Below are 24,442 nucleotides of genomic sequence, written 5' to 3' on the forward strand. Positions count from 1 at the left end.
AAGATACGTTCGATGAATTACCTGACACTCAACTTCAATCTGGGTGAAACCAATGACCTGCTGAGAGAGCAGGTCAGACAGTTTTGCGATCATGAAATTGCTCCCCGCGCCCGGGAAATCGACAGCAGCAACCAGTTTCCCATGGACCTCTGGCAAAAGTTCGGAGCTATGGGTTTGCTTGGCATAACGGCAGAAGAAGAACTCGGTGGTTCAGACATGGGTTATCTCGCTCATGTCATCGCCATGGAAGAGATCAGCCGGGCTTCTGCCTCCGTTGCTCTCAGTTATGGGGCACACTCCAATCTGTGTGTAAACCAAATCAAGCGTAACGGCAACAAAGTACAGAAGCAGAAATACCTTCCCAAATTGATCAGCGGCGAGCACATCGGCGCTCTGGCCATGAGCGAACCTAACGCAGGTTCAGATGTTGTCAGCATGAAACTGAAAGCCGAGAAAAAAGGCGACAGATATATTCTGAATGGCAGCAAGATGTGGATCACCAATGGCCCGGATGCCCACACCTACGTCATTTATGCCAAAACCGAACCCAAAAAAAGTTCCCGAGGCATTACCGCATTCATCGTTGAACGAGACGCCAAAGGTTTCTCTCGTGCTCAAAAGCTGGACAAACTGGGCATGAGAGGATCGAACACCTGTGAGTTGGTGTTTGTAGATTGCGAAGTGCCTGAAGAAAACGTACTGGGTGCCGTCAATGAAGGGGTATCGGTGCTCATGAGTGGACTGGACTATGAGCGAGTGGTTCTGTCCGGAGGCCCAACCGGCATTATGCAAGCCTGTATGGATGTCGTAATTCCCTACATTCATGACCGTAAACAGTTTGGCAAGTCCATTGGTGAGTTTCAGTTGATCCAGGGCAAAGTGGCTGACATGTACAGCCAGATGAATGCCAGTAAAGCTTACCTTTATGCAGTTGCGGCTGCCTGTGATCGTGGTGAAAGTACCCGAAAAGACGCAGCCGGTGTCATTCTTTATTGTGCTGAACGTGCTACCCAGATGGCACTGGACGCCATTCAGATTTTGGGTGGTAATGGCTACATCAATGAATATCCAACCGGTCGCCTGCTTAGAGATGCCAAGCTCTATGAGATAGGTGCCGGTACATCAGAAATCCGTCGTATGCTGATCGGCAGAGAACTTTTCCAGGAGTCTCGCTAACATCGCCACGCAGCACTGCTCTCTCAGGACAACCATGCTGCCATAACAACAATCATACATTCCGAAACAGCCATAGCCTTGGCATGCAGGATGTGATCTAACCTCTATCGCAACGCTGCAAGGCTATGAGCAAAAAAACGGCTTCATCAGAGGCGATCAATATGCCCGTACTATCTTCAAAAGTGGCACCCGACAGCCCCGAATTCCACAACAACCGCCGACACATGCAGGCTCTGGTGGACCAGATCAATGCTCGTTTTGAAACCATTGCCCAAGGCGGCAGTCAAAAATCGAGAGAAAACCATACTGCCAGAGGAAAGTTGTTAGCCCGGGATCGCATTGCCCATTTGCTTGATCCCAACTCCCCTTTTCTAGAAGTAGGCCGCTTTGCCGCTGCCGACATCTACGATAATGAAGCCCCCTGCGCCGGTGTTGTTGCAGGCGTAGGTTTTGTTGCTGGCATCGAATGTATGATTCTGGCCAACGATGCTACTGTCAAAGGCGGCAGTTACTTCCCGCTTACGGTAAAAAAACACCTGCGCGCCCAGACCATTGCCGAACAAAATCATCTGCCCTGCATCTACCTGGTTGATTCCGGAGGAGCCAACCTTCCCTACCAGGATGAAGTATTTCCGGACAGAGAACACTTTGGTCGAATCTTCTTTAACCAGGCCAACATGTCTGCCAAAGGAATTCCCCAGATTGCCGCAGTTATGGGCTCCTGTACGGCAGGAGGAGCCTATGTGCCGGCTATGGCAGACGAAACCATTATCGTCAGAAATCAGGGCACTATCTTTCTGGCAGGCCCACCTCTGGTCAAAGCCGCCACCGGAGAAGAGGTCACGGCAGAAGAGCTGGGTGGTGCCGGGGTTCATTGTGAACAATCAGGTGTGGCGGATTACATGGCAGAAAATGATGCCCACGCCCTTGAACTTGTCAGAAGTTCCATTGACAGATTGAACAAAAAGAAAACTCATCCCTTCCCATTAGAAAAGCCCATTCCTCCCGTCTATGACCCCGGCGAACTCTATGGCCTGATCCCTTCCGATCTGAAACAGAATTATGACGTTCGTGAAGTCATTGCCCGAATCGTTGATGGTTCCGAATTTGATGAATTCAAGGCCCGCTATGGCACTACTCTGGTCTGCGGCTTTGCCAGAATTCATGGTCACCCGGTCGGCATTCTGGCAAACAACGGAGTTCTCTTCTCAGAGTCGGCCCAGAAGGGGGCTCACTTTATCGAATTATGTTGCCAGCGACGTATACCTTTGCTTTTCCTGCAAAACATCACAGGCTTCATGGTGGGTTCAAACTATGAAGCAGGGGGCATAGCAAAAGACGGCGCCAAGATGGTCAATGCGGTGGCCTGTGCAACCGTTCCAAAACTCACCGTCATCATTGGCGGCAGTTTTGGTGCAGGCAACTACGGTATGTGTGGGCGGGCTTATGACCCGAGATTTCTTTGGATCTGGCCTAATGCCAGAATCTCAGTGATGGGCGGTGAACAGGCAGCAGAAGTTCTGGCCCAGGTTAAAAAAGACAGTCTCGCACGAAAGGGGAAAACCCTTTCTGCCGAAGAAGAAGCCGCCATTAAAACACCGGTCATCGAAACCTATGACCACAAAGGCAATCCGATTTATGCCAGTGCCCGGCTCTGGGACGATGGCATTATTGACCCCGTCAATACCCGTGACGTTCTGGGCCAGAGCCTCTCTGTAGCCATGAATGCGCCCATCGAAGAAACCCGCTTTGGTGTTTTCAGAATGTAAGGCAGGGAGGTAATACCATGAGCAACTCTCTCATTATCGAGACCACCAGCAATGGCGTTGCCAGCATAACTATGAACCGTCCGGAAGTGGGTAATGCTTTTAATGCAGAACTGATCAGCGAACTGATTGCGGCCCTGAAACAGCTGTCGGGTAAAGAGACACGACTGCTGCAACTCAGAGGCTCCGGCAAACATTTTTCTGCCGGAGGTGATCTTAACTGGATGAAGAACGCCATTCACCTCAGTGAACAGGAAAACTACGACGACGCACGTACACTGTCAGAGCTACTCCACACCTTGAATCACTTTCCAGCACCTACCATGGCAGTGGTTCAGGGCGCTGCATTTGGTGGTGCTATTGGACTGATTTGTGCCTGCGATATCGCATTGGGAGCAGAGAATACCCGTTTTAGCCTGAGTGAGGTCAAAATTGGCCTGATCCCGGCCGTCATCAGCGCTTACGTTGTCCAGGCCATAGGTACCCGTCAGGCCCGTCGTTACTTTCTGAGTGCAGAAGTCTTCTCTGGAGAAAAAGCGCTTGAGTTGGGATTGCTGCATGAACGGGTGCCTGAATCAGAACTCGACACCAAAGCAGAAGAGCTAACTCAACAGCTTCTTGGTAATGCTCCTGAAGCGACTCGACTGGCCAAAAACATGCTTCATAAAGTTCATAACAAACCCATTAATGAAGAGTTTGTCGAAATGGCCTGCCAGGAGATAGCCCGCATCAGAGTCTCTCCTGAAGGTCAGGAAGGCCTGGCATCATTCCTTGAAAAACGCATACCGTCATGGAGGCAGCCATGAGCGAGAAGACAGTCATGAGCGAGAAGACAGCCATGAGCTCGAACAACAGTCTACGGAGTGTAAAACATTTCGATAAAATCCTGGTTGCCAACCGGGGTGAAATCGCCTGCAGAGTGATAAATACCGCCAAAAAATTGGGAATTAAGACAGTCGCTGTCTATTCCGATGCAGATTACCGGGCCCTTCATAAAACCCTGGCTGATGAAGCTTATTACATTGGCTCTTCGCCTGCACAGGAAAGCTACCTGTGCACTGAAAAACTGATTGAAGTTGCCCAACAGTCCAGCGCTCAGGCGGTGCACCCCGGCTATGGGTTTCTCTCAGAAAATGCAGACTTTGCTCTGGCCTGTCATAGCGCCGGTATTCACTTCATCGGACCCGGTCACCAGGCCATCAAAGCAATGGGTTCAAAAAGTGAAGCCAAAGCCCTGATGGAAAAGGCCGGTGTCCCTGTGTGTCCCGGTTATCACGGCTGCGATCAGTCTGATGAAACCCTGATCCTCGAGGCAGAACGCATAGGTTACCCTCTGATGGTCAAAGCCGCATTGGGTGGTGGCGGCAAGGGCATGAGAATTATTGAACATTCAGACCAGTTGCAGGAAGGTCTTCAGGCTGCCCGAAGAGAGGCCCTGAAAAGTTTTGGTGATGACCACCTGCTTCTGGAGTCGTATATCACCCGACCTCGCCATGTAGAAGTTCAGATCTTTTTTGATGAGAACAATGAAGGAATATATCTTTTCGACCGTGACTGTTCTTTACAGCGCCGTCACCAGAAAGTCATCGAAGAAGCCCCAGCTCCTGACCTCCCTGACTCCATGCGAAAAAGTATGGGTGAAGCCGCAGTCGCAGCCGGCAGGGCCATAGAGTATCGGGGAGCCGGTACAGTTGAGTTCCTGGTTGACGGTGAACGTTTCTATTTCATGGAAATGAATACACGACTTCAGGTTGAACACCCTGTCACTGAGGCTATTACCGGGCAGGATCTGGTTGAATGGCAACTGGCTATTGCCGCTGGTGCATCCTTGCCTCTGACACAAGATCAGCTGCAATGTCATGGCCATGCCCTTGAGGCTCGAATCTACGCCGAAAGTCCTAATCAAGACTTTTTACCTTCCTCCGGAAAAATCATGGACTTGCAATGGCCCCAGGCTAAGGATCATGTCCGCATCGATACCGGTGTACAACAGGGTGATCATATCTCCAGCCACTATGATCCAATGCTGGCAAAACTGGTGGTCTGGGCTGAAAATCGTGAAGCAGCTATTGATAAAATGTCTCAGGCTTTGTCTGACTATCAACAGGCCGGCTTGAGTGATAACCGGGACTTTCTGCTGCATCTGGTCAATGAATCTGCCTTCAGAAAGGCTGAGTTATCGACACACTTTATTGACCAGTATCCACCTCAGACAGAACTGAATCGTGATCAATTGAGAGTGTCGTTGATTGCAGGATCCTTATACCAATTCCATCAATCTCAATACAAGGGTTCATTGCCGGCTGCTGTGACACCTTCTCAGATAACTCTGTTTCTGAACCATCAACCCTACGTGATTTCGCTGGAAAAAACGTCCGAAAGGTTCAAAGTGAGTCTACCTGATGGCTATTGTCAGGCTGATATTCACTGGTATGAGGTGGAGTCAGGTTGTTTGTCAGGACAACTGTCGGTTGGCCACAACACGGTGTTTTCTTCAACAAAATGTCGCGTGGTCCCATTGCCCGAAGCCAGGCTAAAGATATTCTTCCCTGACTTCAGCGTTGAGTTGAGCCTTTCAGGACAATGCCTGACCGCACAGGATGGCTCTGAGGCAATGTTGGCGCCAATGAACGGTACCGTCAACTCAGTGATGGTCGAAGCGGGACAGCAGGTCCATGCCGGCACCGCTCTGCTGGTCATGGAAGCCATGAAAATGGAACACACTATTTATGCTCCTTGTGACGGAATGATTGAGTCAGTCTTTTATCAAGCAGGCGACAGGGTGGACGCTGGTTCATCGCTCATGGCGTTCAGGGAGGAAAGTGAACATGCTGCCTGAGTCTGTCCGTATTGTCGAAGTTGGAGCCCGTGACGGACTCCAGAATCTGCCAACACCAACTTCTCCGGAAACACGTGTTCAGCTGGTCAACTTACTGTCTCAATCGGGCCTTCGGCACATCGAAACCGGCAGTTTCGTTTCCACTGAATATGTTCCCCAGATGGCGGACTCGGATAAAGTTTTCCAGACTATCAAACGTCAATGTGACGTTGTTTATACCGCTTTAACCCCCAATCTCAGAGGGATGGAAGATGCTCTGAAAGCAGGAGTAGACGAGGCAGCGGTGTTTGCCTCAGCTTCCGAAGGATTCAGCCAGAAAAATATCAACTGTTCCATTGCCGAAAGTCTTAAACGTTTTGAGCCAGTTTTGGAACTGGCCAGACGGAGTAATATTCCTGTCAGGGGCTATGTTTCCTGCATTATCAGTTGCCCCTATGATGGCGCCATCACGCCTCAGCAAGTAGCCGAAGTGACCAAAGCACTCTATCAAATGGGATGCTACGAAGTCTCCCTTGGCGATACTGTAGGTACAGGAACACCTCTCAGGGTTAAACGAGTATTGGAAGCCTGTGGTCGTGAAGTACCTATGGAGCATCTTGCCGCTCACTACCACAACACTTATGGACAGGCATTAACCAATATATACGCGTCCCTTGAAGAGGGTCTGACAGTGGTGGATTCGGCAGTTGCCGGTCTGGGTGGATGCCCCTACGCGCCGGGAGCCTCTGGCAATGTTGCCACTGAAGATGTGCTCTATTTAATGGCAGGCCTGAACATTAAAACTGGCGTGCAGATGGACAGGCTTCTCGAAGCCTCGACATTCATCTGCCATCAACTGGGTATCCGTTCCTACTCGAACGCCGGGCTGGCACTACAACAAGACAGGATCAAATATGACGCAGCTCTGGGCACCTGACGAGAGCCGGATTCAATCGTCAAATCTTCACGCATTCATTCAGTCAGTCAATGACGTCACTGCTCAGGAGCTGACTGATTTCCACTCCCTTTATGACTGGAGTCTCAGCGATCGTTATGCTTTCTGGGATAGCCTGGCAACATTTGTAGACATCCAATTTCACAGTGCCCCTTCTGCTGTTTGCAACCATGATCAAATGCCGGGGGCAAAGTGGTTTCCGGACTCGACTCTCAACTATGCAGAACACATGCTCCGGCATAGCAAAAATGCCGAAAGAACCACAGAAGACGCGCTGATTTTCAGACGGGAAGATGGCCAGCGTATCACCTTGAGTTATGGTGAGTTGGTTAAAGCGGTTGCAGCAGCGCAAGCTGGACTCAAAGTCCTCGGGGTCAGCAAAGGAGACCGAGTGGCGGCCTTTATGCCCAACTGCCCTGAAACCCTGATTATGATGCTGGCGACTACCGCGCTGGGAGCTGTCTGGTCCTCCTGCTCACCAGATTTTGGTATTCAGGGTGTTCTGGATCGTTTTGGGCAAATCACCCCAAAAGTACTACTCAGCATTGATGGCTATTTTTACGGTGGCAAGCCGATTCAATGCCTGGAAAAAGTTCAGTCCATTCAGGCGCAAATCCCTTCTATCGAACAAACCGTCATTGTGCCATTCCTTGGCAGTGATGCCGATATCAGCTCCCTGACTTCATCGAGTTTATACGACGATTTTATTGTTCCAGACCGCAATACACCTGAGTTTGTAGCGGTAGATTTCAACCACCCTCTGTTCATTATGTATTCTTCCGGGACGACAGGAGCACCAAAGTGCATCATACATGGACATGGTGGTACCCTTTTACAGCATCTGAAGGAGTTGTCTTTACACACGGATGTAAAACCCGAAGACACCCTCTTTTATTTTTCTACCTGCGGCTGGATGATGTGGAACTGGCTGGCTTCTTCTCTTGCGCTGGGAGCCACTGTCGTTCTTTATGATGGTTCCCCCTTTCATCCTGAACCACGAAGCCTTATGGATATCGCTGAAGAAGAAGGGATCACTGTTTTCGGGACCAGTGCAAAATACATTGCAGCACTGGAAAAGGCCGGGGTTAAACCTGTTGAATCTCACTCCCTGCCAAAACTGAAAACCATTCTGTCTACTGGCTCTCCTTTGCTTCACGAGAGTTTTGATTATGTATACCGGGACATCAAAAAAGACCTTTGTCTATCCTCTATTTCCGGTGGTACCGATATTATTTCCTGCTTTGCTCTGGGCTGCCCTGCCTTGCCGGTCATTAGAGGGGAGCTTCAGTGCCGAGGGCTGGGAATGGACGTTCAATTCGTCAACCCTGAAGGCAAACCCCTGTTGAAAGAAAAAGGCGAGCTGACCTGTCAGTCCAGTTTCCCCTCAATGCCTATTGGATTCTGGAATGACCCTGAGAACAAAAAGTATCACAAAGCCTATTTCAACCAGTTCCCGGGGGTCTGGGCCCATGGAGACTTTGGTGAACTGACAGTCAATAAAGGGGTGATTATTCATGGCAGGGCAGATGCTGTCCTGAATCCGGGTGGCGTGAGAATTGGTACTGCGGAAATTTACCGACAGGTTGAAAAGGTCGAAGAGGTACTCGAAAGTGTTGCCATTGGTCAGGAGTGGGAAGGCGATGTCAGGGTCATTTTGTTTGTTAAGTTACGAGATGGCATCATCCTGGATGACGCACTCATCAGCGAAATAAAAAAGACCATTCGGGCCAATACAACGCCTCGCCACGTACCTGCGGTTGTTCTCCAAACACCTGATATTCCGAGAACCATCAGCGGCAAGATCGTTGAGCTGGCCGTCAGGGATGTTGTCCATGATAAACCGATTGCCAATACCGATGCCTTGGCAAACCCGGAAGCTTTAGACTATTTTCGAAAACGACCAGAACTTCAGGATTAAAAACAAAGGCTTCAGAAACTGCCCCTCCGAGACGGCAAATTTTCAGTGTACTTCGGAAGCTACCTGTTCAACGGGAACTCCCACCACAAACTGATACAGGTTCTCATAGGATTCCCAGGTATGGGATCCGAACAGAGGATCTGGAGTCACTTTCAGAGCCTCGTTCACCTGCTTGAAGTCTTCTTCTGTCAGAATGGCTTTCATAGCGGGGATCAAAACCCTGTTTTCTTTCTTTATGTGTGCCCTCTGCAACTCAACGTATTTTTGATAATCCGCCAACAGCTGATTGACCGGGATAACCTGATCCATACTCAAGGCACTGAAACGCTCTATCAGACTGGTGGTGAACTGACGTATTTCTTTATGCTCAGCCTCTACTTCTGCCATAACAGCGCGCTGGCTGGCATCAGTCAGTCTTGGACGGAGACGGGATAGCAATCGGGATTCCAGTGGGTGATGGAAGCTGTCCGGGTAATTATGGAGGTAGTCCAGAGCATCAAGAATCAGCCAGAGTCTGGGAGTATGCTCACTTTCATCCTTGTATCCGGATACCTCATGATCCAGACAATCGAGCAGGCGCAAAAGGTGCTCATGATCCTTCACAAGTCTATTGATCAGCAACGACATAGCACTCTTCCTATCTTGTTCTTGTTATTTTGAAATGCCAGAAAACTTAACAGACCCTCAAAGCATTCAGGCATTTCCGCCCGGGGCATCAGAATAGAAACCCCCTTATTGAGTCATGAAAATAAAAACACTCTCATATTGTGAAAGCTGGATCTATTCTATTTACAGAATGTTTCCAAAAGGTTTCTCCATGCCTCATTTTGCTATTTTTCAAGTCAGCCTACTCAACAACAATTTGAGTAGATTCCCAGAATAACTGCATTCAGCCGGAATCCAAAAGCCCTTATGTGATAGATATTGATTCAGATCAAGATTTTTGGTTCTGCTTTCTATGCAGGACAACTTTGCCATTGTCGAAACCTGTCAGTAGCCGTTGAAAGGAGGTTGAACATTAATTCATGGTGCTCAGCTCTTCATGCGGAGACTTAATTCCCGTAACCTTGAAAAGAGACGGTTTCAATCTAAACAATAAAAGTAATGAACTGTAAGGAGCCATGACATGAGTGCTCAAATCAACCATTTCATCGCCGGTTTGCCCTCGGCCCCCAGCGTGCGCCAGTTACCCATTTTTAACCCTGCTACCGGAAAGCAGGAAGCTTCAGTCTCTCTGGCCAGTCCCATTGAGGTCGAGGTGGCCATAGCCACTGCCAAACAGGCTTTTGAAGAATGGCGAAATGTCACCCCACTGAAACGTGCAAGACTCCTGTTCAAATTCAAGGAGCTGGTTGAAAAACACCGTAACGAGCTGGCTGAAATGCTGACCAGAGAACATGGAAAGGTTCTGGAAGATGCTCTCGGTGATATTACCCGTGGATTGGAGGTCGTTGAGTTCGCCTGTGGTATCCCTCACTTGCTGAAAGGGGAATACACAGAAAATGTCGGAACGGATGTGGATGCGTGGTCCGTCAGTCAGCCACTGGGCGTGGTGGCAGGAATCACACCTTTTAACTTCCCGGCTATGGTACCCATGTGGATGTTCCCCCTGGCCATTGCCTGTGGTAACACTTTTATTCTCAAACCTTCAGAAAAAGACCCTTCTGTTCCTTTCCGTCTGGCCGAGTTGATGAAAGAAGCCGGTCTTCCTGACGGCGTTCTGAATGTGCTCAACGGTGACAAGGAAGCAGTGGATACGATCCTCGCCTCCGAAGATATTCAGGCTGTCAGCTTTGTTGGCTCTACACCTGTTGCTGAGTATATCTATCAGAAGGGCTGCCACCACGGAAAGCGGGTTCAGGCCCTGGGTGGAGCCAAAAACCACATGGTTATCATGCCAGATGCTGATCTTGATCAGACCGTTGACGCACTGGTAGGAGCTGCCTATGGTTCTGCGGGTGAACGCTGTATGGCTATTTCTGTTGCAGTTGCTGTGGGTGATGTGGCAGACGCACTAATTGAACGTCTGGCTCCGAGAGTGAAAGCCCTGAAACTGGGTAATGGTCTGGAACCTGGTATTGAACTGGGCCCCCTCATCAGCCAGGAGCACCTCAATAAGGTATCAGGTTATGTTGATGCCGGTATCGCCCAGGGTGCCAAACTGGTCGTAGACGGCAGAAATTATTCTGTTGAAGGCCACGAAGAGGGCTATTTTCTGGGCGGTTGCCTGTTTGACAATGTCACCACCGATATGTCCATTTACCGGGATGAGATATTCGGACCGGTGCTATCAGTAGTCCGTGTGCCTGATTTCGAGACAGCTGTCACCCTGATCAATGACCACGAATACGGCAATGGTACATCTATCTTTACTCGTGATGGTGACAGCGCCCGACAGTTTGCCCATGACATCCAGATCGGCATGGTCGGTATTAATGTGCCAATCCCTGTCCCCATGTCATTCCACAGTTTTGGCGGCTGGAAGCGCTCCCTGTATGGTCCATTGCATATGCACGGCATGGAAGGTGTGAAGTTTTATACACGTCGCAAAGCTATTACTTCCCGTTGGCCAACCGGAATCAGAGCTGGCGCAGAATTTGTCATTCCTACCATGAAATGAATATTAGAAGCTGGCACGCTGTGGAATCAGTTGTCTCAGACAACACTGGCCGCTCGTGCCGGTAGTCATCAAGACCTTCTTGAAAACATGGCAATATGGGGAATACCATCTTCCACGTAGATACCACCTTCAGCTCTGAAGCCGAAGGCACCGTAAAATGCTTGAAGGTGAGCCTGACCACTGAGATAAAGATCATATTCAGGAAAGAGTTCGTTGGCTTTTTCTAAGGCTCGTTTCATCATTTCTTTTCCCAAACCTCTGCCACGGTATGAGGAAGTAGTAATAACACGACCAATAGTGACAACGGAGTCGGGAGAGGGCGGAGGTATAATCCTCAGGTAGGCCGCAAGATCATTTCGATCCGCCCCCCAGCCTGATAAGTGCAGAGATATCTGATCAAGACCATCAGCATCGGGATAGGGGCAATCCTGCTCAACAATAAAGACAGCCTGTCTGGCTTCCAAAATGCTGTATACTTCCTGCCCGGTAAGCTCTTCAAACCTGGACCACTGCCAATTAATCAAATCCGAATCCCACCCAAAATCAATCAATTTGTGTGTGTGTGAATCTCTTTTCGCTATTAAAAATAAAAACTCTGGCAGCCAAAAGCAAACCAGAGTATTCGGTTCAGACCATCTTTACATCAGATGTCAGAGAGCATTTCAGAAGCCGGTCTGTAGGTCAGGTTTTGTACCCGAGCAACGCTCTCACAAGTCACCACGCCTTTGCAGATATTCAAACCTTCCAGCAGGTGTGGGTTTTCCTCCAGAGCTATACGAGTACCCTTATTGGCAATGTTTACAACATAAGGCAGCGTCGCATTGGTCAGTGCCACTGTTGATGTTCTTGCTACGGCGCCCGGCATGTTAGCTACACAGTAATGCACAACACCGTCCACGATGAAGGTAGGGTCATCGTGGGTGGTCGGTCTTGACGTTTCAACACAACCACCCTGATCAATGGCAACGTCAACAATCACAGAACCACACTTCATTCTGCTAATGAGATCTTTGGTCACCAGCTTGGGAGCAGCAGCACCTGGCAGCAGAACACCACCTACCAGTAGATCAGCGGTCAGTGCATGCTCTTCAATAGAGTGATGAGTAGAGAACACGGTTTTTATACGGTTGCCATAACGCGCATCAAGCTGTCTAAGCGCGTCTACAGAACGATCCAGAACAACAACATCTGCGCCCATGCCAACAGCCATAGCTGCAGCATTTTGACCAACAACACCGCCACCAATGATGACGACCTTTGCGGGATCTACGCCAGGAACACCACCCATAAGAACACCACGACCTGACTGGGACTTCTCGAGACAGTGGGCACCGGCTTGAATAGACATACGACCTGCGACTTCTGACATGGGAGCCAGCAAGGGCAGACGACCATTAACATCCGTTACGGTTTCATAAGCGATGCAAGTGGCTCCGGATTCAATCAGATCTTGAGTCTGAGCAACGTCCGGAGCCAGATGGAGGTAAGTAAAGAGGGTATGGTGTGGACGTAGCCTCGCTCTTTCAACAGCCTGAGGCTCCTTGACCTTAACAATCAGCTCAGCCTGTTCGAACACTGACTCGCCGCTGCAAACAATAGTAGCTCCGGCACTTTTATAACAATCATCGGTGAAACCAATACCTGCTCCGGCATTCATTTCAACAACAACTTCATGCCCTTGCGCCACGAGTTCCTTAACTGCAGCAGGTGTTAACCCGACTCGATACTCATGATTCTTTATTTCTTTTGGCACGCCTACCAGCATATATTCCCCCAGCTGAGCTTTGTCTGGCACATATATCCCAGTATACGGCTCCTTTATCAGTCAAATATTTTGATTTTATACTTGATCCAGAAAATTAAACCAAAAAAAACAATGCTACAAATAAAATCACCAAAACCCGGAAATTTACAAACAATCAACTGCCCCTCTCCAAGCGACGAGGAAAAGGAGACTCTCAGAGATTTAGTGATAAGAAACAATAAGGAGGCTGTAAAGCTCTGTAAAGGCCGGAAAAAGAATGTCTCAAGTCAAAAAAACGAAACATGCTGGTGCTATTCTAACTTGGAATTCCGTTGAGACTTGGATTTCAACAGGATCCGGAATGGGTTATCTGAGTAGTGGAGAATCACTATGTGGAGCCAATAACTGGAGGCTGATGTGCCCGATACCATTTTCATGCTTGAATACCTCAACCGGGTTGGTGTAGACATCAGGCAGTTTGCTGATAAGAAAGCCCTGACAGCAGAATACTTTCGAAGAATTTACAGAGTCGATGCCAGAGAGAAACTCATTGATCGGGATGGAAAGCCCATTGGTAAGGCCAGCAATCCAAGACATCTGCACTGATTTGCAATTGAAGACTCAAAAAAACTCTGCAGCTTCTGGCAACTTGTAAAAGAAGCGCACAAGACATAGCTTTTCTTCCTTTCCTGACTATAAAATGCGCTCATGAACACTATCATCTGGATCCTACTTGGGGCGGCTTTTGTCTGGTACTGGGCTGACACAACAAAAGCAAGAGAAATCGCTATCGTCCATGGCAGGCGCGCCTGCAAGGAAATGAACTTGCAGTTTCTTGATGGTACTGTAGTTCGTTATTCAACTCGCTTCAAACGAGGCCCAAACGGTCAGGTGCACCTTGCCAGAGATTTCAATTTTGAATTTACCTCTAACGGCATTCAACGCTACCCGGGGCATATCCGCTTGCTTGGCAGATACTTGCAGGTAATGGATTTGCAGTACACCTGCCCTGAAGAACAGCAAACTTCGAACCTGATCATGTTTGCAGAGTATTCAGAAGACACTCTGCCCGGGGATAACAACCCGTCTAATACGGTCGATCTGACAAACTGCCGAGGCAGCATTGACACCCCAACATTCAGATCCCGTGAAAACGATTAACGAACTCAAGGCAATTTCGGTCCTGTGATAGAATTTGCCCACTCCTTTGAACTGAGGTTGAAATAAATGGCCTACGCCAAAGATCTTAAGAAAGGTCAGATTGTTCAGATTGAAAATCAGTACTACATAGTCCGACAGAATGAAACCAAGAGTCCATCCGCTCGCGGTGCCTCAACCCTCTACAAGTTTCGTTTCAGTTCCGTTCCCGGTGGTCAGAAGCTGGAGATGACCTGCACGGGCGACGACCCGTTTGCTGATGTTGATTTACTCCGCCGAATGGTTTCCTTTCTGTATCGTGAAGGTGATGAGTTTACCTTCATGGATAGTGAGGACTACAGCCAATATCTCGTTAACTCAGGGACCATTGCAGAACAGCTTCCCTATATGTCTGATGGTATGGAAGGACTGACCGCTCTTCTGGTGGATGGTCAGTTACTGGCTATTGAGCTGCCTTCATCCATCGCTCTTGAAATCATTGAAACATCTCCTGCTATTAAAGGTGCTTCCGCAGCAGCTCGTACCAAAACAGCACGACTGAGTACTGGCCTTGAAGTTCAGGTTCCGGAATACCTGAGCACTGGAGAAATTATCAAGATTAATACGGAAACAGGCAAATTCATGTCCAGAGCATAGAGCCTGATCATCCCTTCTGGTTCACTGCCTGCCAGTGCACTGGTAACAGCCTTCAACAACAAACCCCATACACACACCATTGTCATTTATGATCAAGAGCCCGCAACGGGCTCAAGATGACCAACCTACAGCCGATAGAGCCAGATAAATGGAAACAAAGACAGCTTATTAGTGGCCCCAATAAACAAGGAATGGATTACGAAGTGATTTTCTTTTTTACACCGTTCATCATGGCCATTCTGAAGCGATTATTTCACAGTATAATAATGACAGAACATAAATATATTATGTCGCTATATTAAACAGGAAATACAAGGCACCTTAGCCTGAGCATGCTTAACTTACTTTACAAGGGTCTTTCTCTTGCCAGCATGGTGTATAGACTGGCAGTATAATTTCGATGGAAGTGTTTTCGGCGCTTACTAAGGATTAGCACCATGGATGGAAGCAAGTCTTTAAACAGCTGTAATGCATGTTGCAAGTGGGGGTCATGCCTGGTGATGACTCTATTCCCAGTTTTGGCAATGTCGGACTCAGAAGCTCATTACCTTTCTGAAGTTTCTCATTACAGTACAGCTTACTCGCATGATGTTTCAATGATTGACCCTTTCTCTACCAGAACCATCAACCGCTCAAAAAGCGTCAATAGAATGCCTGAGTTGTCTATTCGGGAAAAGTCCGGAATCAATCAGAAAGAAGTCAGTGCTTTTGTGTACAAGGCCGCTTCCGATCCCAAAAAGCTGGCTGAACAGGCTGCTGCCAGTGCTGCATTTCTGGGGCTCGAATACATTGGTGTTGCCAGACCCATCAAGGAAGGTATGGAATTCATCAAGGAAAAAACCGAGTTCGAATTTGGAGACTGTGGCAAGGTTCGATTCAGCAGCAATGTCAAAGCAGAAACTTGTATGTTTGATAATTCCATGATTGAACTTAATTCCGATTATGATCTGGATTCCTTCACCGTTAATTTCAAGTGGCAGCTCTGATAACGGACTACAATGCATAGCTACAGCACTTTATGACTCCAGAATTCCTTCTCAGCAGTGCCTTCCAGGGGGAATACCGCTAGAATCCCTGTCCAGATATTCTGGCCTGAGATTTCACTTTGAACACACATAGACAATACGCTCAGTTCCTGCGTCAGCTTGATAAACTTCCAGCCTGGAAGCTCATAACGCTAACAACCGCCGTCTGTGAAAGAAGCTGGCCCAATTTTGCCCTGTTTGCTGAACTCACAGAGTTTGGTCACCCTGAGGACGTTCGACACTGTCTGAATATGCTCTGGGATAACGTCGCAGGCTACCAGTCAGCCAAAAACTTTGAGCGTCTGCTGGAGAAACTTGAACCGAATGTACCTGATCTTGATAAGTGGGAGATGTTTGGCACCATTCCAGCCTACGACAGTGTTATCAGTACGATTTGTGCGGTTAACTGTGCTATGGAGCCTGATGCTGCAGAGACAGCCAGTGCCCTGACACTCTCACTGAGCACCATTGGTAAATTCATAAAGTATACAGAAGCTGAAGAGCTTAAAGGGATTGAGCTCCAACAGTATGTTGAACAGCATGAGCTATATCAGCAACAGATAGCGTTTATTGAAGAAGTGCTGGATCAAACCAGCAAAAGCAAACAAAGCCCGGACGTTATGAAACAGATCAGGGCTTTGGCCAGAAATGAAGGAATCAGTCACATTGGTATCAGCCTTGAGTGATCCATCATTTCGAATTATTGATGATATCTTTCAGCAGTGAATAGATTTTATTCTGAGAGTTGGATATCGCATCATAGTTCTGATTATAAGTAGCCATCGCGCGCTGTAACTGGACTGTCTGCAATTGGTTACTTCCTGTCAGATTTTCTTTTGCAGCGTTGAGTGATGTCTTCAGCGAAGCCCATTCCTCTGGTGTAAGGTGGCCCTTTCCACTGGCATCAGTGTAATTGATCTTCAACAGGTTACTGAGAATATCACGCTCTTCTTTAGTCAATGCAGGCATACCACCGGTCACTTCATTCGTAAAACTGTTCTGGAAAGCAACTTTACGTGCTGCGTAGCCACTGAGCGAAGCGCTGGGATCATTCGGATCCTGTCGAGTCATCTGGTTGGTATTCACTCCGTCATACTCCCAGGAATGAAGCCCGCCCGCCTCGAGCAGTACATAACCATCGTTACTGGCCGCATCCAGAGTGGTGCCATTCAGGTTTGGAGTACCAATAACAGGATTTGCCGTATTCAAATTTGTTACTGTGAGCCCTTGATTCCCCCTTGTGATCGTCATTCCGGTGATATCCGCAAGACCTCCTGACAAACTGGAGGGATCAAAGGGGGTTCCGGGAGAGGATGTCTGAAAGGTAATCTCAGTACCATCATCCAGCACCATAGTCATATCATTCATAACAGGTATACCCACCTGACTGGCATCCGTAATAGAGCCCTGAGCAACAGGCACCAGTGTCTGATTCTGATAATTGAGTTGATTACCTTCAGCATCCACCAAAGTAAATGTAGTATTGCCATTAGCATCCGGCCGGATAGCAATACCGTATCCATTATCCAGCACGATGTTGTTACCGTTGGTGGTCCAGGTGGTCTGCGTGTACTGGCTGGTGCCATACTGAGCTATGTTGGATTTATTGATCAGATTATTGACGCTAGTCAGCAGCTGGTTGGAAGTTTCTATCTCACCGACCAGTCTGCGGACTTCCGCATCCAGCATATTCCCGCGCTCAAGGTAGACAGCCGAAATAAAGTCCTGCTGACTAAGCTCGGAAGAATCAACAACATTAATATTGTTATTACTGTTAACTCCATTAACGGTAGCCATGAAAAGCCGCCCCTGTCATCCATATTAATATTCAGTAAAAAAGCACCCAATCTTTTTTGCCCGGTCCAGCAGCTCTTTGCAAACAATTAAACAAATCCGGTCCTATGCCTTCTGCCTGAGGATCTCGATTTTGTCTTGGGTTTCAACAGTCGATTAGCCTGCCTGAGTTCTTTTCGTTTCAATGATGCTTCGTGAGAAAGATCACTCTTTAGCTCATCGTTGAATTTGATCAACTCCTGACGGGCTTTGTGCTTGAAATGGGTGGGCCAGGCATCACTATTGATAAACTCACGGAGTCTCTTTTTATCCATACCAACAGAGTCCATAAAGTCTTTCTGCCGATTAATGCCTGCTTTAGCGGTCTTTACTACAGCTTCGGATTCCTGCTGAACAAGCCAGGACGACTTCTTAAGCTTGGTGACATCGATTAACCTGATGCGGGAAGCCATGAGGTTCTCTCCTATTGGCTAAGTAACAGCCATGCACTCCCTGATCAATGGCTCATTATCGCTGTGACACTCTGTATTCTTTCCAGCTGAACGGCACTTTATGTACAGAACGGCCTGTTCTTCTTATTTCAGTGTAGACATAGAATCCACCAGAGATAGAATGAGCAAGCTTATTCGTTGGAGTGAAGTATGGATATAGACAGTTTTGAAAGCCTGATGATGAAAGCCCTCCTGACAGCTCTGGTGTTGTTTATGGGTTTTATTGTCTACGATCTGGCTAAAAAGTCGAAAGCGGGAAAATTTGGTACATTCATTCTTTTTGGCGCTTTATGCTTGGGTGTTCTGGGGTTTGTCCTAAAAGGCATTTTGATGAAAACGATTGGCGGTTAAAACTTGGGCTGCCTAACTCGATAAATAAAGCTGGTTTGCTCTCAGACACCAGACGAGAGAGGCCATCTCGCAGTTAATCCTGTCAAACGTTTACAGCGTCTCAGTCAGTATTCAGTGTGGAGCTGACTTGAGGGCTTTTGTTCTGTTTCAATAACTTTATAATCTGTAATACCAGCCAAAGCTAACGAGACTCAGCCAGATGTCAGGTCGCCCCTACCAGCCCCCCAGCTTCATAAGGAATAAAAAAGAACATACTACCACCCCCCGGCTGATTCTGTTTAACAAACCTTTCGATGTGCTGACACAATTCACCGATTCAGAAGGGCGCCCAACACTCAGGGACTACCTCTCCATTCCCGATGTTTATCCTGCTGGTCGCCTGGACAGAGATAGCGAGGGACTGGTGCTGCTAACTAACAATGGACAGATTCAGCATCAGGTTAGCTCGCCCCTGCACAAGATGGAGAAAACCTACTGGGTTCAAGTAGAAGGCATACCCAATGAAAAGGCACTGGAGAAACTGAGAAAAGGCATTGAACTCAAAGATGGTCTGACGCTTCCTGCCAAAGCCAGAATCATTGAAGCACCAGCAATCTGGCCAAGAGTACCACCCATAAGAGAGCGTAAGTCCATTCCTGACCGCTGGCTGGAACTGACTATTCGTGAGGGACGTAATAGACAGGTTCGGCGCATGACCGCAGCGGTTGGCTACCCTACCCTAAGATTGATACGTTACCGTATAGGCGATTGGACACTGGATGGACTGAAACCGGGAAAATGGAGCGAAGCAGAGATACCTGATGATCTAAAGGTAACTTTAACAAAAAATAGTATTATCAGAAAACGAACCATTGCCAACAAACAGGCACGAAAAGGGTATTCAAATCGTCACAGAAAATAAGTCCCTATCCATTTCTACGAATCGACAGGAAGGACACCTTGGTAACATTGATCAGAAATCATTACACAACACTGGCCAGGACTGGCCTCCTGCTGGCCATGATATCTATTGTAGTTTTGTCCTTATTGCCATTGGATAAAGTCCCACTTACCGATGTGAACGATAAGCTTCAACATCTTGCGGCTTTCCTGTTGTTAGGTTTTCTGATCGATGCCAGCCTTCCAAGCCAGTCGTTCAACTTATCGAAAGTCAGTGGCTTGATGGCCTACGGTCTTCTCATTGAGCTGCTGCAATTACAAACGGAATACCGCTTTTTTTCCTGGGCTGATCTGATTGCCGATCTGGCTGGCATTATCCTTTACTTTTTCACTATTCCTGTCTGGAAGCGTGTACCACTGATCAACTGGCGCTGGTCTTAAACATGGAAGCCGAGCGAGAAGCCATTAGCTTTCCCAGCGTTTCTATTTGACTCTTGCAATTTGACTGATTTATGACCGATCCCAATTAGACATTGTGCTTATGATCCAAGGGTATCCTGATTGTTACTTCAAGACCCGGATGAGCATTTCTGGCGAAGATTGCGCCATCGTGATTAGCTATAGCGCTCATCGCTATAGCAGTCCCCAGTCCAAACCCATCATTTTCCTTGCCACGGGTTTCATCCACCCTGAAAAAAGGTTCGAACATGGATTCCAGTGCATCTTCGGGAACACCCGGACCTTTATCCCGCACTTTGATGATTACATTTCGACGATATTGTTCCAATGTCACCTCAACATCACTGCCCTGAGGAGTGAATCGGATGGCATTTCGGATGATGTTTTCAGCAGCACTGCTGAGCCAGTCACGCACTCCAACAATCTCAATAGGCTGGCTCTTAATGAGATCGACACCTTTATTCTGAGCCTGAGCTTCAAAGTTACCGTCATCCACCAATTGCTCGATAAGCTGCTCCAGATTGACCCGCTCACAGGCCATTTCACTCAGACCATGCTGAATACGGGAGAAACGGATAATCTCACCAATCAACTCATCAAGACGCTCGATTTCTCTTTCTATTCGCCCATGTTCCGCCTCAGCTTCAGGTGTTTTTCTTCGGGCAAGTGCCAGAGAAATCTGCAACCGGGTTAACGGAGAGCGTAACTCGTGAGAGACATTTCTCAGCAAAATTTCCTTGTTATTGACCAGCGTCTCCAACTGTTCTGCCATGTGATCAAAATCACGGGCAAACTCTCCCAACTCATCACCTCTCTGTCTCACAGAGGCTTCCACCCTGGCAGAGAGCTCTCCCTTCGCCAGCTTTCTGGAGGTTACCTGCAATCGTCTGATAGGGACGACCAGGTAGCGCGCCAGCATGATGCAAAGCAGGAAGCTGACAGCCAGAGCAATGATAACCAAATGCCATTGCTGGGAAAGAACCTTGGTGACTCGCCAGTGAACTAATCTTGGCATTTCCTTGGTCAGAAACAGGTCATAGGGTATCCGTCCAATCCAGACTTTTCTGGGGCCCACCACCACGACACCACTTCTGAAAGTGATGGTAGGTTCAGTGCGATCATGGGTTCGGTCATAAGCGGACATCAGTTCATCCGGAGCGGCTCGTCTGCCCACCACTTCACCGGCAGGATCAAAAAGGTAAAAATAACTTCCGCTGAACTGAGGAAAAGGAGTATGAGGCGCCCAGCCAGAAGCCATGCGCTCCACTTTTCTGGAGACGATCTCCAGTTCACGAAAAAGCTCTCTGCGCTCGGACAGGAAATCCGAGGGATTTACCGTTATGGCCACCGCTATAACCATGGCTGCCATCATCGACAACATGGTTAGCCAGAACCACAGAAACAGCTTCCAGAACAGACTCTGAAATGGCCAGACCAGCATTCTCCGGATTTGAATAATCATGGTCTGATGTAGAAGTAGCCGGCACCACGGACGGTTTTAATTCTGGGTGAGCCATCTGGACGTGTACCAATTTTCTTGCGCACGTTACTCACGTGCATATCAATCGCACGGTCATAAAGTGTCAGACGACGGTTCAATGCGATTTGCGTCAGCTCATCTCTGGAAATCAATTCGCCAGCTTTTTCAATCAGTGACTTGAGGACCATAAATTCAGTAGCCGTCAGCTCAAGCAGTGTTTCACCCATCTTGGCTTCACGGTTTGCCAGATTCAGAGTGATATCATCAATAGAAAGGACTTTGTTACCGACTTCAGCACCCGGCGTTCTGCCCCTTCTCAGAATGGCCTTGATCCTGGCTACCAGTTCACGGTGGTTATATGGTTTGGGCAGGTAATCATCAGCTCCGATTTCCAGCCCAATGATGCGATCAACATCATCACCACGAGCCGTCAGCATCAATACCGGAATATCAGACGTGTGACGGATTTTTTTCAGGACTTCAAAGCCATTCAGTTTTGGCAGGGTAACATCCAGCAGTACCAGCTGATAATCCCCTGAAAGAGCAGCATGAGCACCTGACTCACCATCATGAACTGCGTGTACAGAGTACCCTTCTGTAGCCAGGTACTCGATCAACAATTCACAGAGTTCGATATCATCGTCTATCAACAGAAGCTCTAGATTTTCATTACTCATTGGCAGCTCCTCAATAAAAAAGACCCCGCAGGGGGAAAAGCGGGGTTAAAGGTACAGCACAGGGTACAAAATTTACAGATTGTCTGTCAGCTGACCCGTGCCTCATAATCAATAAACCGTCATGAACCAACAAGTCGTCTTGAAGCAAAAAACAGCACTCAATATTCTGGAAGACTTTCGTTTCAATTGATTCCTTCTTTGTTGAAAACCTTCAGTGTTTAAACAACGGCTTCAGTGTATTGAAGCCCATATATATCTTGGGGTTAGAGTCAGTAAGCACTCTGTAAAAAGCTTTATTTGCAATAGAAGTAAACGTCCTGTAAACAAGTGTCTGATTTTTAATTTAGTAGTAGGAATCAGTCTTTAGCCGAGTACAATACCCACTTATTTTCCAACATGAGCATGCTCAGCTCTGCACAGTACGAATACTGCGCCAGCGACAGAAAAACGGATGATTTGGAATATAGACGCCCAAAAAATAACGTTTATATCCAGCTTCTCTGAGACTCGAAGGTCGCTGTTGCACTGAATATAAGACAGGTGAATACTCGCTGTATCATGTCTGAATCAAGTCCTGTGCAAGCAGCTGAGACAATTTTCAGACCAGACTTGCCTGTGTATTGCTTTGCGGAGAGGTCCCCCGAATCGGCACGCTCATACCACAAGACTCTGACCGTGGGCTGGAAACCTGAACTTGAGACTCTTTCTCTCGGAGCCATCGATGAAATCGATCATCAAAAATAGACAACGATCCCTGCTCCCTTTCGGCTTGCTTGTTGCATCCGTTCTAGCCCTGACTGGCTGTGATCAAGAGCAGGAACAAAGAAAAACACCTCCTCCCGCTGTTTCCGTCATCAACGTAACGGAGCGGCCTGTTGGCGATTACAATGAATACGTTGCCCGAACAGAAGCTGTCAACACTGTCGACCTGAGAGCAAGAGTAGAAGGCTTTCTCGCTCAGAGGGACTTCATTGAAGGACAGACCGTTGAGAAAGATCAGCTGCTTTTCGTGATAGACCCCAAACCCTATATCGCCAACCTCAAAAAAGCCGAGGCTGATCTGGCCAGCGCTAAAGCAGAGTTGAACAAGTCCAAGAAAGACCTGCAACGCAGCAAGAATCTTCACAAGAAAGGCTACATCAGCCAGGCTGACCTGGATACCCAGACCAGCAAAGAAGCTCAGGCAGAAGCCTCTGTTCAGGCGGCTGAAGCCCAACTGGATACGGCCAAACTGGATCTCAGCTACACCAAAATCTTAGCACCTTTCAAAGGACAGATCGGCCGCACCCATTACAGCGTGGGTAATCTGGTAGGACCCGGCAGTGAACCTCTGGCGACTCTGACTTCCATTGACCCAATCTATGTCAACTTCCAGGTCAATGAGCAACAATTCATCAGCCGCTTACAGGAAAGTTCTGGCAACCGGGCTGCCGAAAAGCAGGACTTTGAAATGAGCCTGCGCCTGCCCAATGGCAGCGATTACAATCACAAGGGTACATTCAACTTCGCAGACACCAGTGTCGATGAAACCACAGGAACCCTGACCCTGCGTGCAGTATTCCCAAATCCTCAGGGCATCATACTACCGGGTCTATACGTCACCCTGATCGTAGAAGGCAGGAACAAGACCGAACATCCGATCATTCCTCAGTCTGCCGTTCAGGAAAATCAGTCCGGTCGCTTTGTATTGGTCGTTGATGCTGATAACGCAGTTGAAACCCGTCAGGTAGAACTGGGACGTCGCTTAGGCCCAATGTGGGTTGTGAACTCCGGGCTTAAAGCCGGTGAAAAGATCATCGTTGAAGGCCTTCAGAAAGTTCGTCCAGGTGCTAAAGTGACTCCCACCACCGTCACGATTGATCCTGAGACAGGCGGCATTGAAGCCCAGCCAAAGCCTGATCAAGAGCAGGGCAGCCAGACTAACAAACAAGGGTAACTGCGATGATCAGTCAGCTTTTTATTCACAGGCCCAAGTTTGCCTTTGTCCTGTCGATCGTCATTACACTGGTGGGTATGATTTCCATGCTGACCCTGCCAGTGGCTCAGTTTCCGGAAATCACACCTCCTCAGGTTAATATCAGTGCGGTATTCCCGGGAGCCGATGCAGAGACCATAGAAGAAGCCGTCATCCGCCCCATTGAAGAACAGGTCAACGGTGTAGAGGACATGCTCTACATCAACTCTTCTGCAGGTAACGATGGCAGCGCCAGCATAACCGTCACCTTCGATTCAGGTGTTGATCAGGACATGGCCCTGGTAAACGTCCAGAACCGTGTAGCGGTGGCTGAGCCATCGCTTCCCGAAGATGTCAGAAGAACCGGTGTCACCGTCAGCAAAAAATCTTCAAGTATGCTGATGGGTATCAACCTGATCTCCCATAAAGCGGAGTACGACGGCGTTTACCTTAATAACTACGCCAACAACTACCTGAAAGAACCCATGGCGCGTATCAACGGCGTCGCTTCTGCCGACATTCTGGGTTCACTGGTCTACAG

General features: G+C 48.2%; 24 protein-coding genes. 17 read left to right on the forward strand and 7 right to left on the reverse strand.

Annotated elements, in window-relative coordinates; all coding sequences use genetic code 11:
• The first annotated feature begins 12 nt into the window (after nucleotides 1-12).
• The 6 genes from KDK17_RS09190 to KDK17_RS09215 all read left to right on the forward strand — a co-directional run bounded on the left by KDK17_RS09190 (nucleotide 13) and on the right by KDK17_RS09215 (nucleotide 8,633).
• Nucleotides 13-1,176, forward strand: coding sequence for an isovaleryl-CoA dehydrogenase (locus tag KDK17_RS09190; RefSeq protein WP_257280146.1), 1,164 nt, complete (start codon nucleotides 13-15; stop codon nucleotides 1,174-1,176).
• 161 nt (nucleotides 1,177-1,337) lie between these two features.
• Nucleotides 1,338-2,945 carry a carboxyl transferase domain-containing protein gene (locus tag KDK17_RS09195; RefSeq protein ID WP_257280145.1) on the forward strand — a complete coding sequence of 536 codons (1,608 nt, stop codon included), beginning with the start codon at nucleotides 1,338-1,340 and terminating at the stop codon, nucleotides 2,943-2,945.
• A 17-nt stretch (nucleotides 2,946-2,962) separates the two neighbouring features.
• Entirely contained in the window at nucleotides 2,963-3,748 is a 786-nt protein-coding gene (locus KDK17_RS09200; RefSeq protein ID WP_257280144.1) for an enoyl-CoA hydratase-related protein, read from the forward strand.
• Nucleotides 3,745-5,781 (forward strand): biotin carboxylase N-terminal domain-containing protein, encoded by a 2,037-nt coding sequence (locus KDK17_RS09205; RefSeq protein ID WP_257287909.1) that lies wholly within the window; start codon nucleotides 3,745-3,747, stop codon nucleotides 5,779-5,781. The genes KDK17_RS09200 and KDK17_RS09205 overlap by 4 nt, the downstream gene beginning before the upstream one ends.
• Nucleotides 5,771-6,697, forward strand: coding sequence for a hydroxymethylglutaryl-CoA lyase (locus tag KDK17_RS09210; protein ID WP_257280142.1), 927 nt, complete (start codon nucleotides 5,771-5,773; stop codon nucleotides 6,695-6,697). Before KDK17_RS09205 ends, KDK17_RS09210 begins: the two co-directional genes overlap by 11 nt.
• Entirely contained in the window at nucleotides 6,675-8,633 is a 1,959-nt protein-coding gene (locus tag KDK17_RS09215; protein WP_257287910.1) for an acetoacetate--CoA ligase, read from the forward strand. The genes KDK17_RS09210 and KDK17_RS09215 overlap by 23 nt, the downstream gene beginning before the upstream one ends.
• A gap of 42 nt (nucleotides 8,634-8,675) precedes the next feature.
• Here the strand turns inward: KDK17_RS09215 and KDK17_RS09220 are convergent, their stop codons facing one another.
• Entirely contained in the window at nucleotides 8,676-9,260 is a 585-nt protein-coding gene (locus KDK17_RS09220) for a hemerythrin domain-containing protein (RefSeq protein ID WP_257274924.1), read from the reverse strand.
• Between the two features lie 499 nt (nucleotides 9,261-9,759).
• Here KDK17_RS09220 and KDK17_RS09225 point away from each other — a divergent pair, with 499 nt between their 5' ends.
• Nucleotides 9,760-11,253, forward strand: a complete 1,494-nt coding sequence (locus tag KDK17_RS09225; RefSeq protein WP_257287911.1) for a CoA-acylating methylmalonate-semialdehyde dehydrogenase — start codon at nucleotides 9,760-9,762, stop codon at nucleotides 11,251-11,253.
• Between the two features lie 68 nt (nucleotides 11,254-11,321).
• On the opposite strand, the gene KDK17_RS09230 is transcribed toward KDK17_RS09225, so the two are convergent.
• Both KDK17_RS09230 and ald read right to left on the reverse strand, forming a co-directional pair.
• On the reverse strand, nucleotides 11,322-11,777 hold the full coding sequence (locus KDK17_RS09230; RefSeq protein ID WP_257287912.1) for a GNAT family N-acetyltransferase: 456 nt from the start codon (nucleotides 11,775-11,777) through the stop codon (nucleotides 11,322-11,324).
• Between the two features lie 119 nt (nucleotides 11,778-11,896).
• Nucleotides 11,897-13,018: an alanine dehydrogenase gene (ald, locus tag KDK17_RS09235; protein ID WP_257287917.1), complete on the reverse strand. Its 1,122-nt coding sequence runs from the start codon at nucleotides 13,016-13,018 to the stop codon at nucleotides 11,897-11,899.
• A 396-nt stretch (nucleotides 13,019-13,414) separates the two neighbouring features.
• On the opposite strand from ald, the gene KDK17_RS09240 reads away from it, so the two are divergent.
• The 5 genes from KDK17_RS09240 to KDK17_RS09260 all read left to right on the forward strand — a co-directional run bounded on the left by KDK17_RS09240 (nucleotide 13,415) and on the right by KDK17_RS09260 (nucleotide 16,502).
• Nucleotides 13,415-13,603, forward strand: coding sequence for a hypothetical protein (locus KDK17_RS09240; protein WP_257274405.1), 189 nt, complete (start codon nucleotides 13,415-13,417; stop codon nucleotides 13,601-13,603).
• Nucleotides 13,604-13,705: 102 nt separating this feature from the next.
• On the forward strand, nucleotides 13,706-14,158 hold the full coding sequence (locus KDK17_RS09245; RefSeq protein ID WP_257274403.1) for a DUF3301 domain-containing protein: 453 nt from the start codon (nucleotides 13,706-13,708) through the stop codon (nucleotides 14,156-14,158).
• 66 nt (nucleotides 14,159-14,224) lie between these two features.
• Complete coding sequence (gene yeiP, locus KDK17_RS09250; protein WP_257274402.1) at nucleotides 14,225-14,791, forward strand: elongation factor P-like protein YeiP; 567 nt, start codon at nucleotides 14,225-14,227, stop codon at nucleotides 14,789-14,791.
• A 596-nt stretch (nucleotides 14,792-15,387) separates the two neighbouring features.
• Nucleotides 15,388-15,777: a hypothetical protein gene (locus tag KDK17_RS09255; RefSeq protein WP_257287913.1), complete on the forward strand. Its 390-nt coding sequence runs from the start codon at nucleotides 15,388-15,390 to the stop codon at nucleotides 15,775-15,777.
• Nucleotides 15,778-15,896: 119 nt separating this feature from the next.
• A complete protein-coding gene (locus tag KDK17_RS09260; RefSeq protein ID WP_257274400.1) occupies nucleotides 15,897-16,502 on the forward strand; it encodes a YjaG family protein in 606 nt (201 codons plus the stop codon).
• Between the two features lie 4 nt (nucleotides 16,503-16,506).
• Here the strand turns inward: KDK17_RS09260 and KDK17_RS09265 are convergent, their stop codons facing one another.
• Nucleotides 16,507-17,613, reverse strand: a complete 1,107-nt coding sequence (locus KDK17_RS09265; protein WP_257274399.1) for a hypothetical protein — start codon at nucleotides 17,611-17,613, stop codon at nucleotides 16,507-16,509.
• A gap of 86 nt (nucleotides 17,614-17,699) precedes the next feature.
• Entirely contained in the window at nucleotides 17,700-18,062 is a 363-nt protein-coding gene (locus KDK17_RS09270) for a hypothetical protein (RefSeq protein ID WP_257274398.1), read from the reverse strand.
• 189 nt (nucleotides 18,063-18,251) lie between these two features.
• On the opposite strand from KDK17_RS09270, the gene KDK17_RS09275 reads away from it, so the two are divergent.
• From KDK17_RS09275 to KDK17_RS09285, 3 genes are all read left to right on the forward strand, one after another.
• A complete protein-coding gene (locus KDK17_RS09275) occupies nucleotides 18,252-18,452 on the forward strand; it encodes a DUF2788 domain-containing protein (protein WP_257274397.1) in 201 nt (66 codons plus the stop codon).
• Between the two features lie 199 nt (nucleotides 18,453-18,651).
• A complete protein-coding gene (locus KDK17_RS09280) occupies nucleotides 18,652-19,353 on the forward strand; it encodes a pseudouridine synthase (RefSeq protein WP_257287914.1) in 702 nt (233 codons plus the stop codon).
• A gap of 38 nt (nucleotides 19,354-19,391) precedes the next feature.
• Nucleotides 19,392-19,772: a VanZ family protein gene (locus KDK17_RS09285; RefSeq protein ID WP_257274395.1), complete on the forward strand. Its 381-nt coding sequence runs from the start codon at nucleotides 19,392-19,394 to the stop codon at nucleotides 19,770-19,772.
• 85 nt (nucleotides 19,773-19,857) lie between these two features.
• On the opposite strand, the gene KDK17_RS09290 is transcribed toward KDK17_RS09285, so the two are convergent.
• Nucleotides 19,858-21,252 (reverse strand): ATP-binding protein, encoded by a 1,395-nt coding sequence (locus KDK17_RS09290; RefSeq protein ID WP_257280138.1) that lies wholly within the window; start codon nucleotides 21,250-21,252, stop codon nucleotides 19,858-19,860.
• Nucleotides 21,249-21,947 carry a response regulator gene (locus tag KDK17_RS09295; protein WP_257287915.1) on the reverse strand — a complete coding sequence of 233 codons (699 nt, stop codon included), beginning with the start codon at nucleotides 21,945-21,947 and terminating at the stop codon, nucleotides 21,249-21,251. Before KDK17_RS09295 ends, KDK17_RS09290 begins: the two co-directional genes overlap by 4 nt.
• A gap of 721 nt (nucleotides 21,948-22,668) precedes the next feature.
• Here KDK17_RS09295 and KDK17_RS09300 point away from each other — a divergent pair.
• Together KDK17_RS09300 and KDK17_RS09305 are read left to right on the forward strand one after the other, a co-directional pair.
• Nucleotides 22,669-23,883 (forward strand): efflux RND transporter periplasmic adaptor subunit, encoded by a 1,215-nt coding sequence (locus KDK17_RS09300; protein WP_257280136.1) that lies wholly within the window; start codon nucleotides 22,669-22,671, stop codon nucleotides 23,881-23,883.
• 5 nt (nucleotides 23,884-23,888) lie between these two features.
• Nucleotides 23,889-24,442, forward strand: a 554-nt coding sequence (locus KDK17_RS09305) for an efflux RND transporter permease subunit (RefSeq protein ID WP_257287916.1), incomplete at its 3' end; no start/stop codon positions are given.

It is taken from the genome of Endozoicomonas sp. SESOKO2 (assembly GCF_024606245.1).
Taxonomy (GTDB): Bacteria; Pseudomonadota; Gammaproteobacteria; order Pseudomonadales; family Endozoicomonadaceae; genus Endozoicomonas_A.

Excerpts from the sequence above, each read along its gene's own strand:
- KDK17_RS09190 (WP_257280146.1), top strand. The coding sequence starts at position 13 with ATGAATTACCTGACACTCAACTTCAATCTGGGTGAAACCAATGACCTG.
- KDK17_RS09195 (WP_257280145.1), top strand. The coding sequence starts at position 1,338 with ATGCCCGTACTATCTTCAAAAGTGGCACCCGACAGCCCCGAATTCCAC.
- KDK17_RS09200 (WP_257280144.1), top strand. The coding sequence starts at position 2,963 with ATGAGCAACTCTCTCATTATCGAGACCACCAGCAATGGCGTTGCCAGC.
- KDK17_RS09205 (WP_257287909.1), top strand. The coding sequence starts at position 3,745 with ATGAGCGAGAAGACAGTCATGAGCGAGAAGACAGCCATGAGCTCGAAC.
- KDK17_RS09210 (WP_257280142.1), top strand. The coding sequence starts at position 5,771 with ATGCTGCCTGAGTCTGTCCGTATTGTCGAAGTTGGAGCCCGTGACGGA.
- KDK17_RS09215 (WP_257287910.1), top strand. The coding sequence starts at position 6,675 with ATGACGCAGCTCTGGGCACCTGACGAGAGCCGGATTCAATCGTCAAAT.
- KDK17_RS09220 (WP_257274924.1), bottom strand. The coding sequence starts at position 9,260 with ATGTCGTTGCTGATCAATAGACTTGTGAAGGATCATGAGCACCTTTTG.
- KDK17_RS09225 (WP_257287911.1), top strand. The coding sequence starts at position 9,760 with ATGAGTGCTCAAATCAACCATTTCATCGCCGGTTTGCCCTCGGCCCCC.
- ald (WP_257287917.1), bottom strand. The coding sequence starts at position 13,018 with ATGCTGGTAGGCGTGCCAAAAGAAATAAAGAATCATGAGTATCGAGTC.
- KDK17_RS09245 (WP_257274403.1), top strand. The coding sequence starts at position 13,706 with ATGAACACTATCATCTGGATCCTACTTGGGGCGGCTTTTGTCTGGTAC.
- yeiP (WP_257274402.1), top strand. The coding sequence starts at position 14,225 with ATGGCCTACGCCAAAGATCTTAAGAAAGGTCAGATTGTTCAGATTGAA.
- KDK17_RS09255 (WP_257287913.1), top strand. The coding sequence starts at position 15,388 with ATGATTGACCCTTTCTCTACCAGAACCATCAACCGCTCAAAAAGCGTC.
- KDK17_RS09265 (WP_257274399.1), bottom strand. The coding sequence starts at position 17,613 with ATGGCTACCGTTAATGGAGTTAACAGTAATAACAATATTAATGTTGTT.
- KDK17_RS09270 (WP_257274398.1), bottom strand. The coding sequence starts at position 18,062 with ATGGCTTCCCGCATCAGGTTAATCGATGTCACCAAGCTTAAGAAGTCG.
- KDK17_RS09275 (WP_257274397.1), top strand. The coding sequence starts at position 18,252 with ATGGATATAGACAGTTTTGAAAGCCTGATGATGAAAGCCCTCCTGACA.
- KDK17_RS09280 (WP_257287914.1), top strand. The coding sequence starts at position 18,652 with ATGTCAGGTCGCCCCTACCAGCCCCCCAGCTTCATAAGGAATAAAAAA.
- KDK17_RS09290 (WP_257280138.1), bottom strand. The coding sequence starts at position 21,252 with ATGATTATTCAAATCCGGAGAATGCTGGTCTGGCCATTTCAGAGTCTG.
- KDK17_RS09295 (WP_257287915.1), bottom strand. The coding sequence starts at position 21,947 with ATGAGTAATGAAAATCTAGAGCTTCTGTTGATAGACGATGATATCGAA.
- KDK17_RS09300 (WP_257280136.1), top strand. The coding sequence starts at position 22,669 with ATGAAATCGATCATCAAAAATAGACAACGATCCCTGCTCCCTTTCGGC.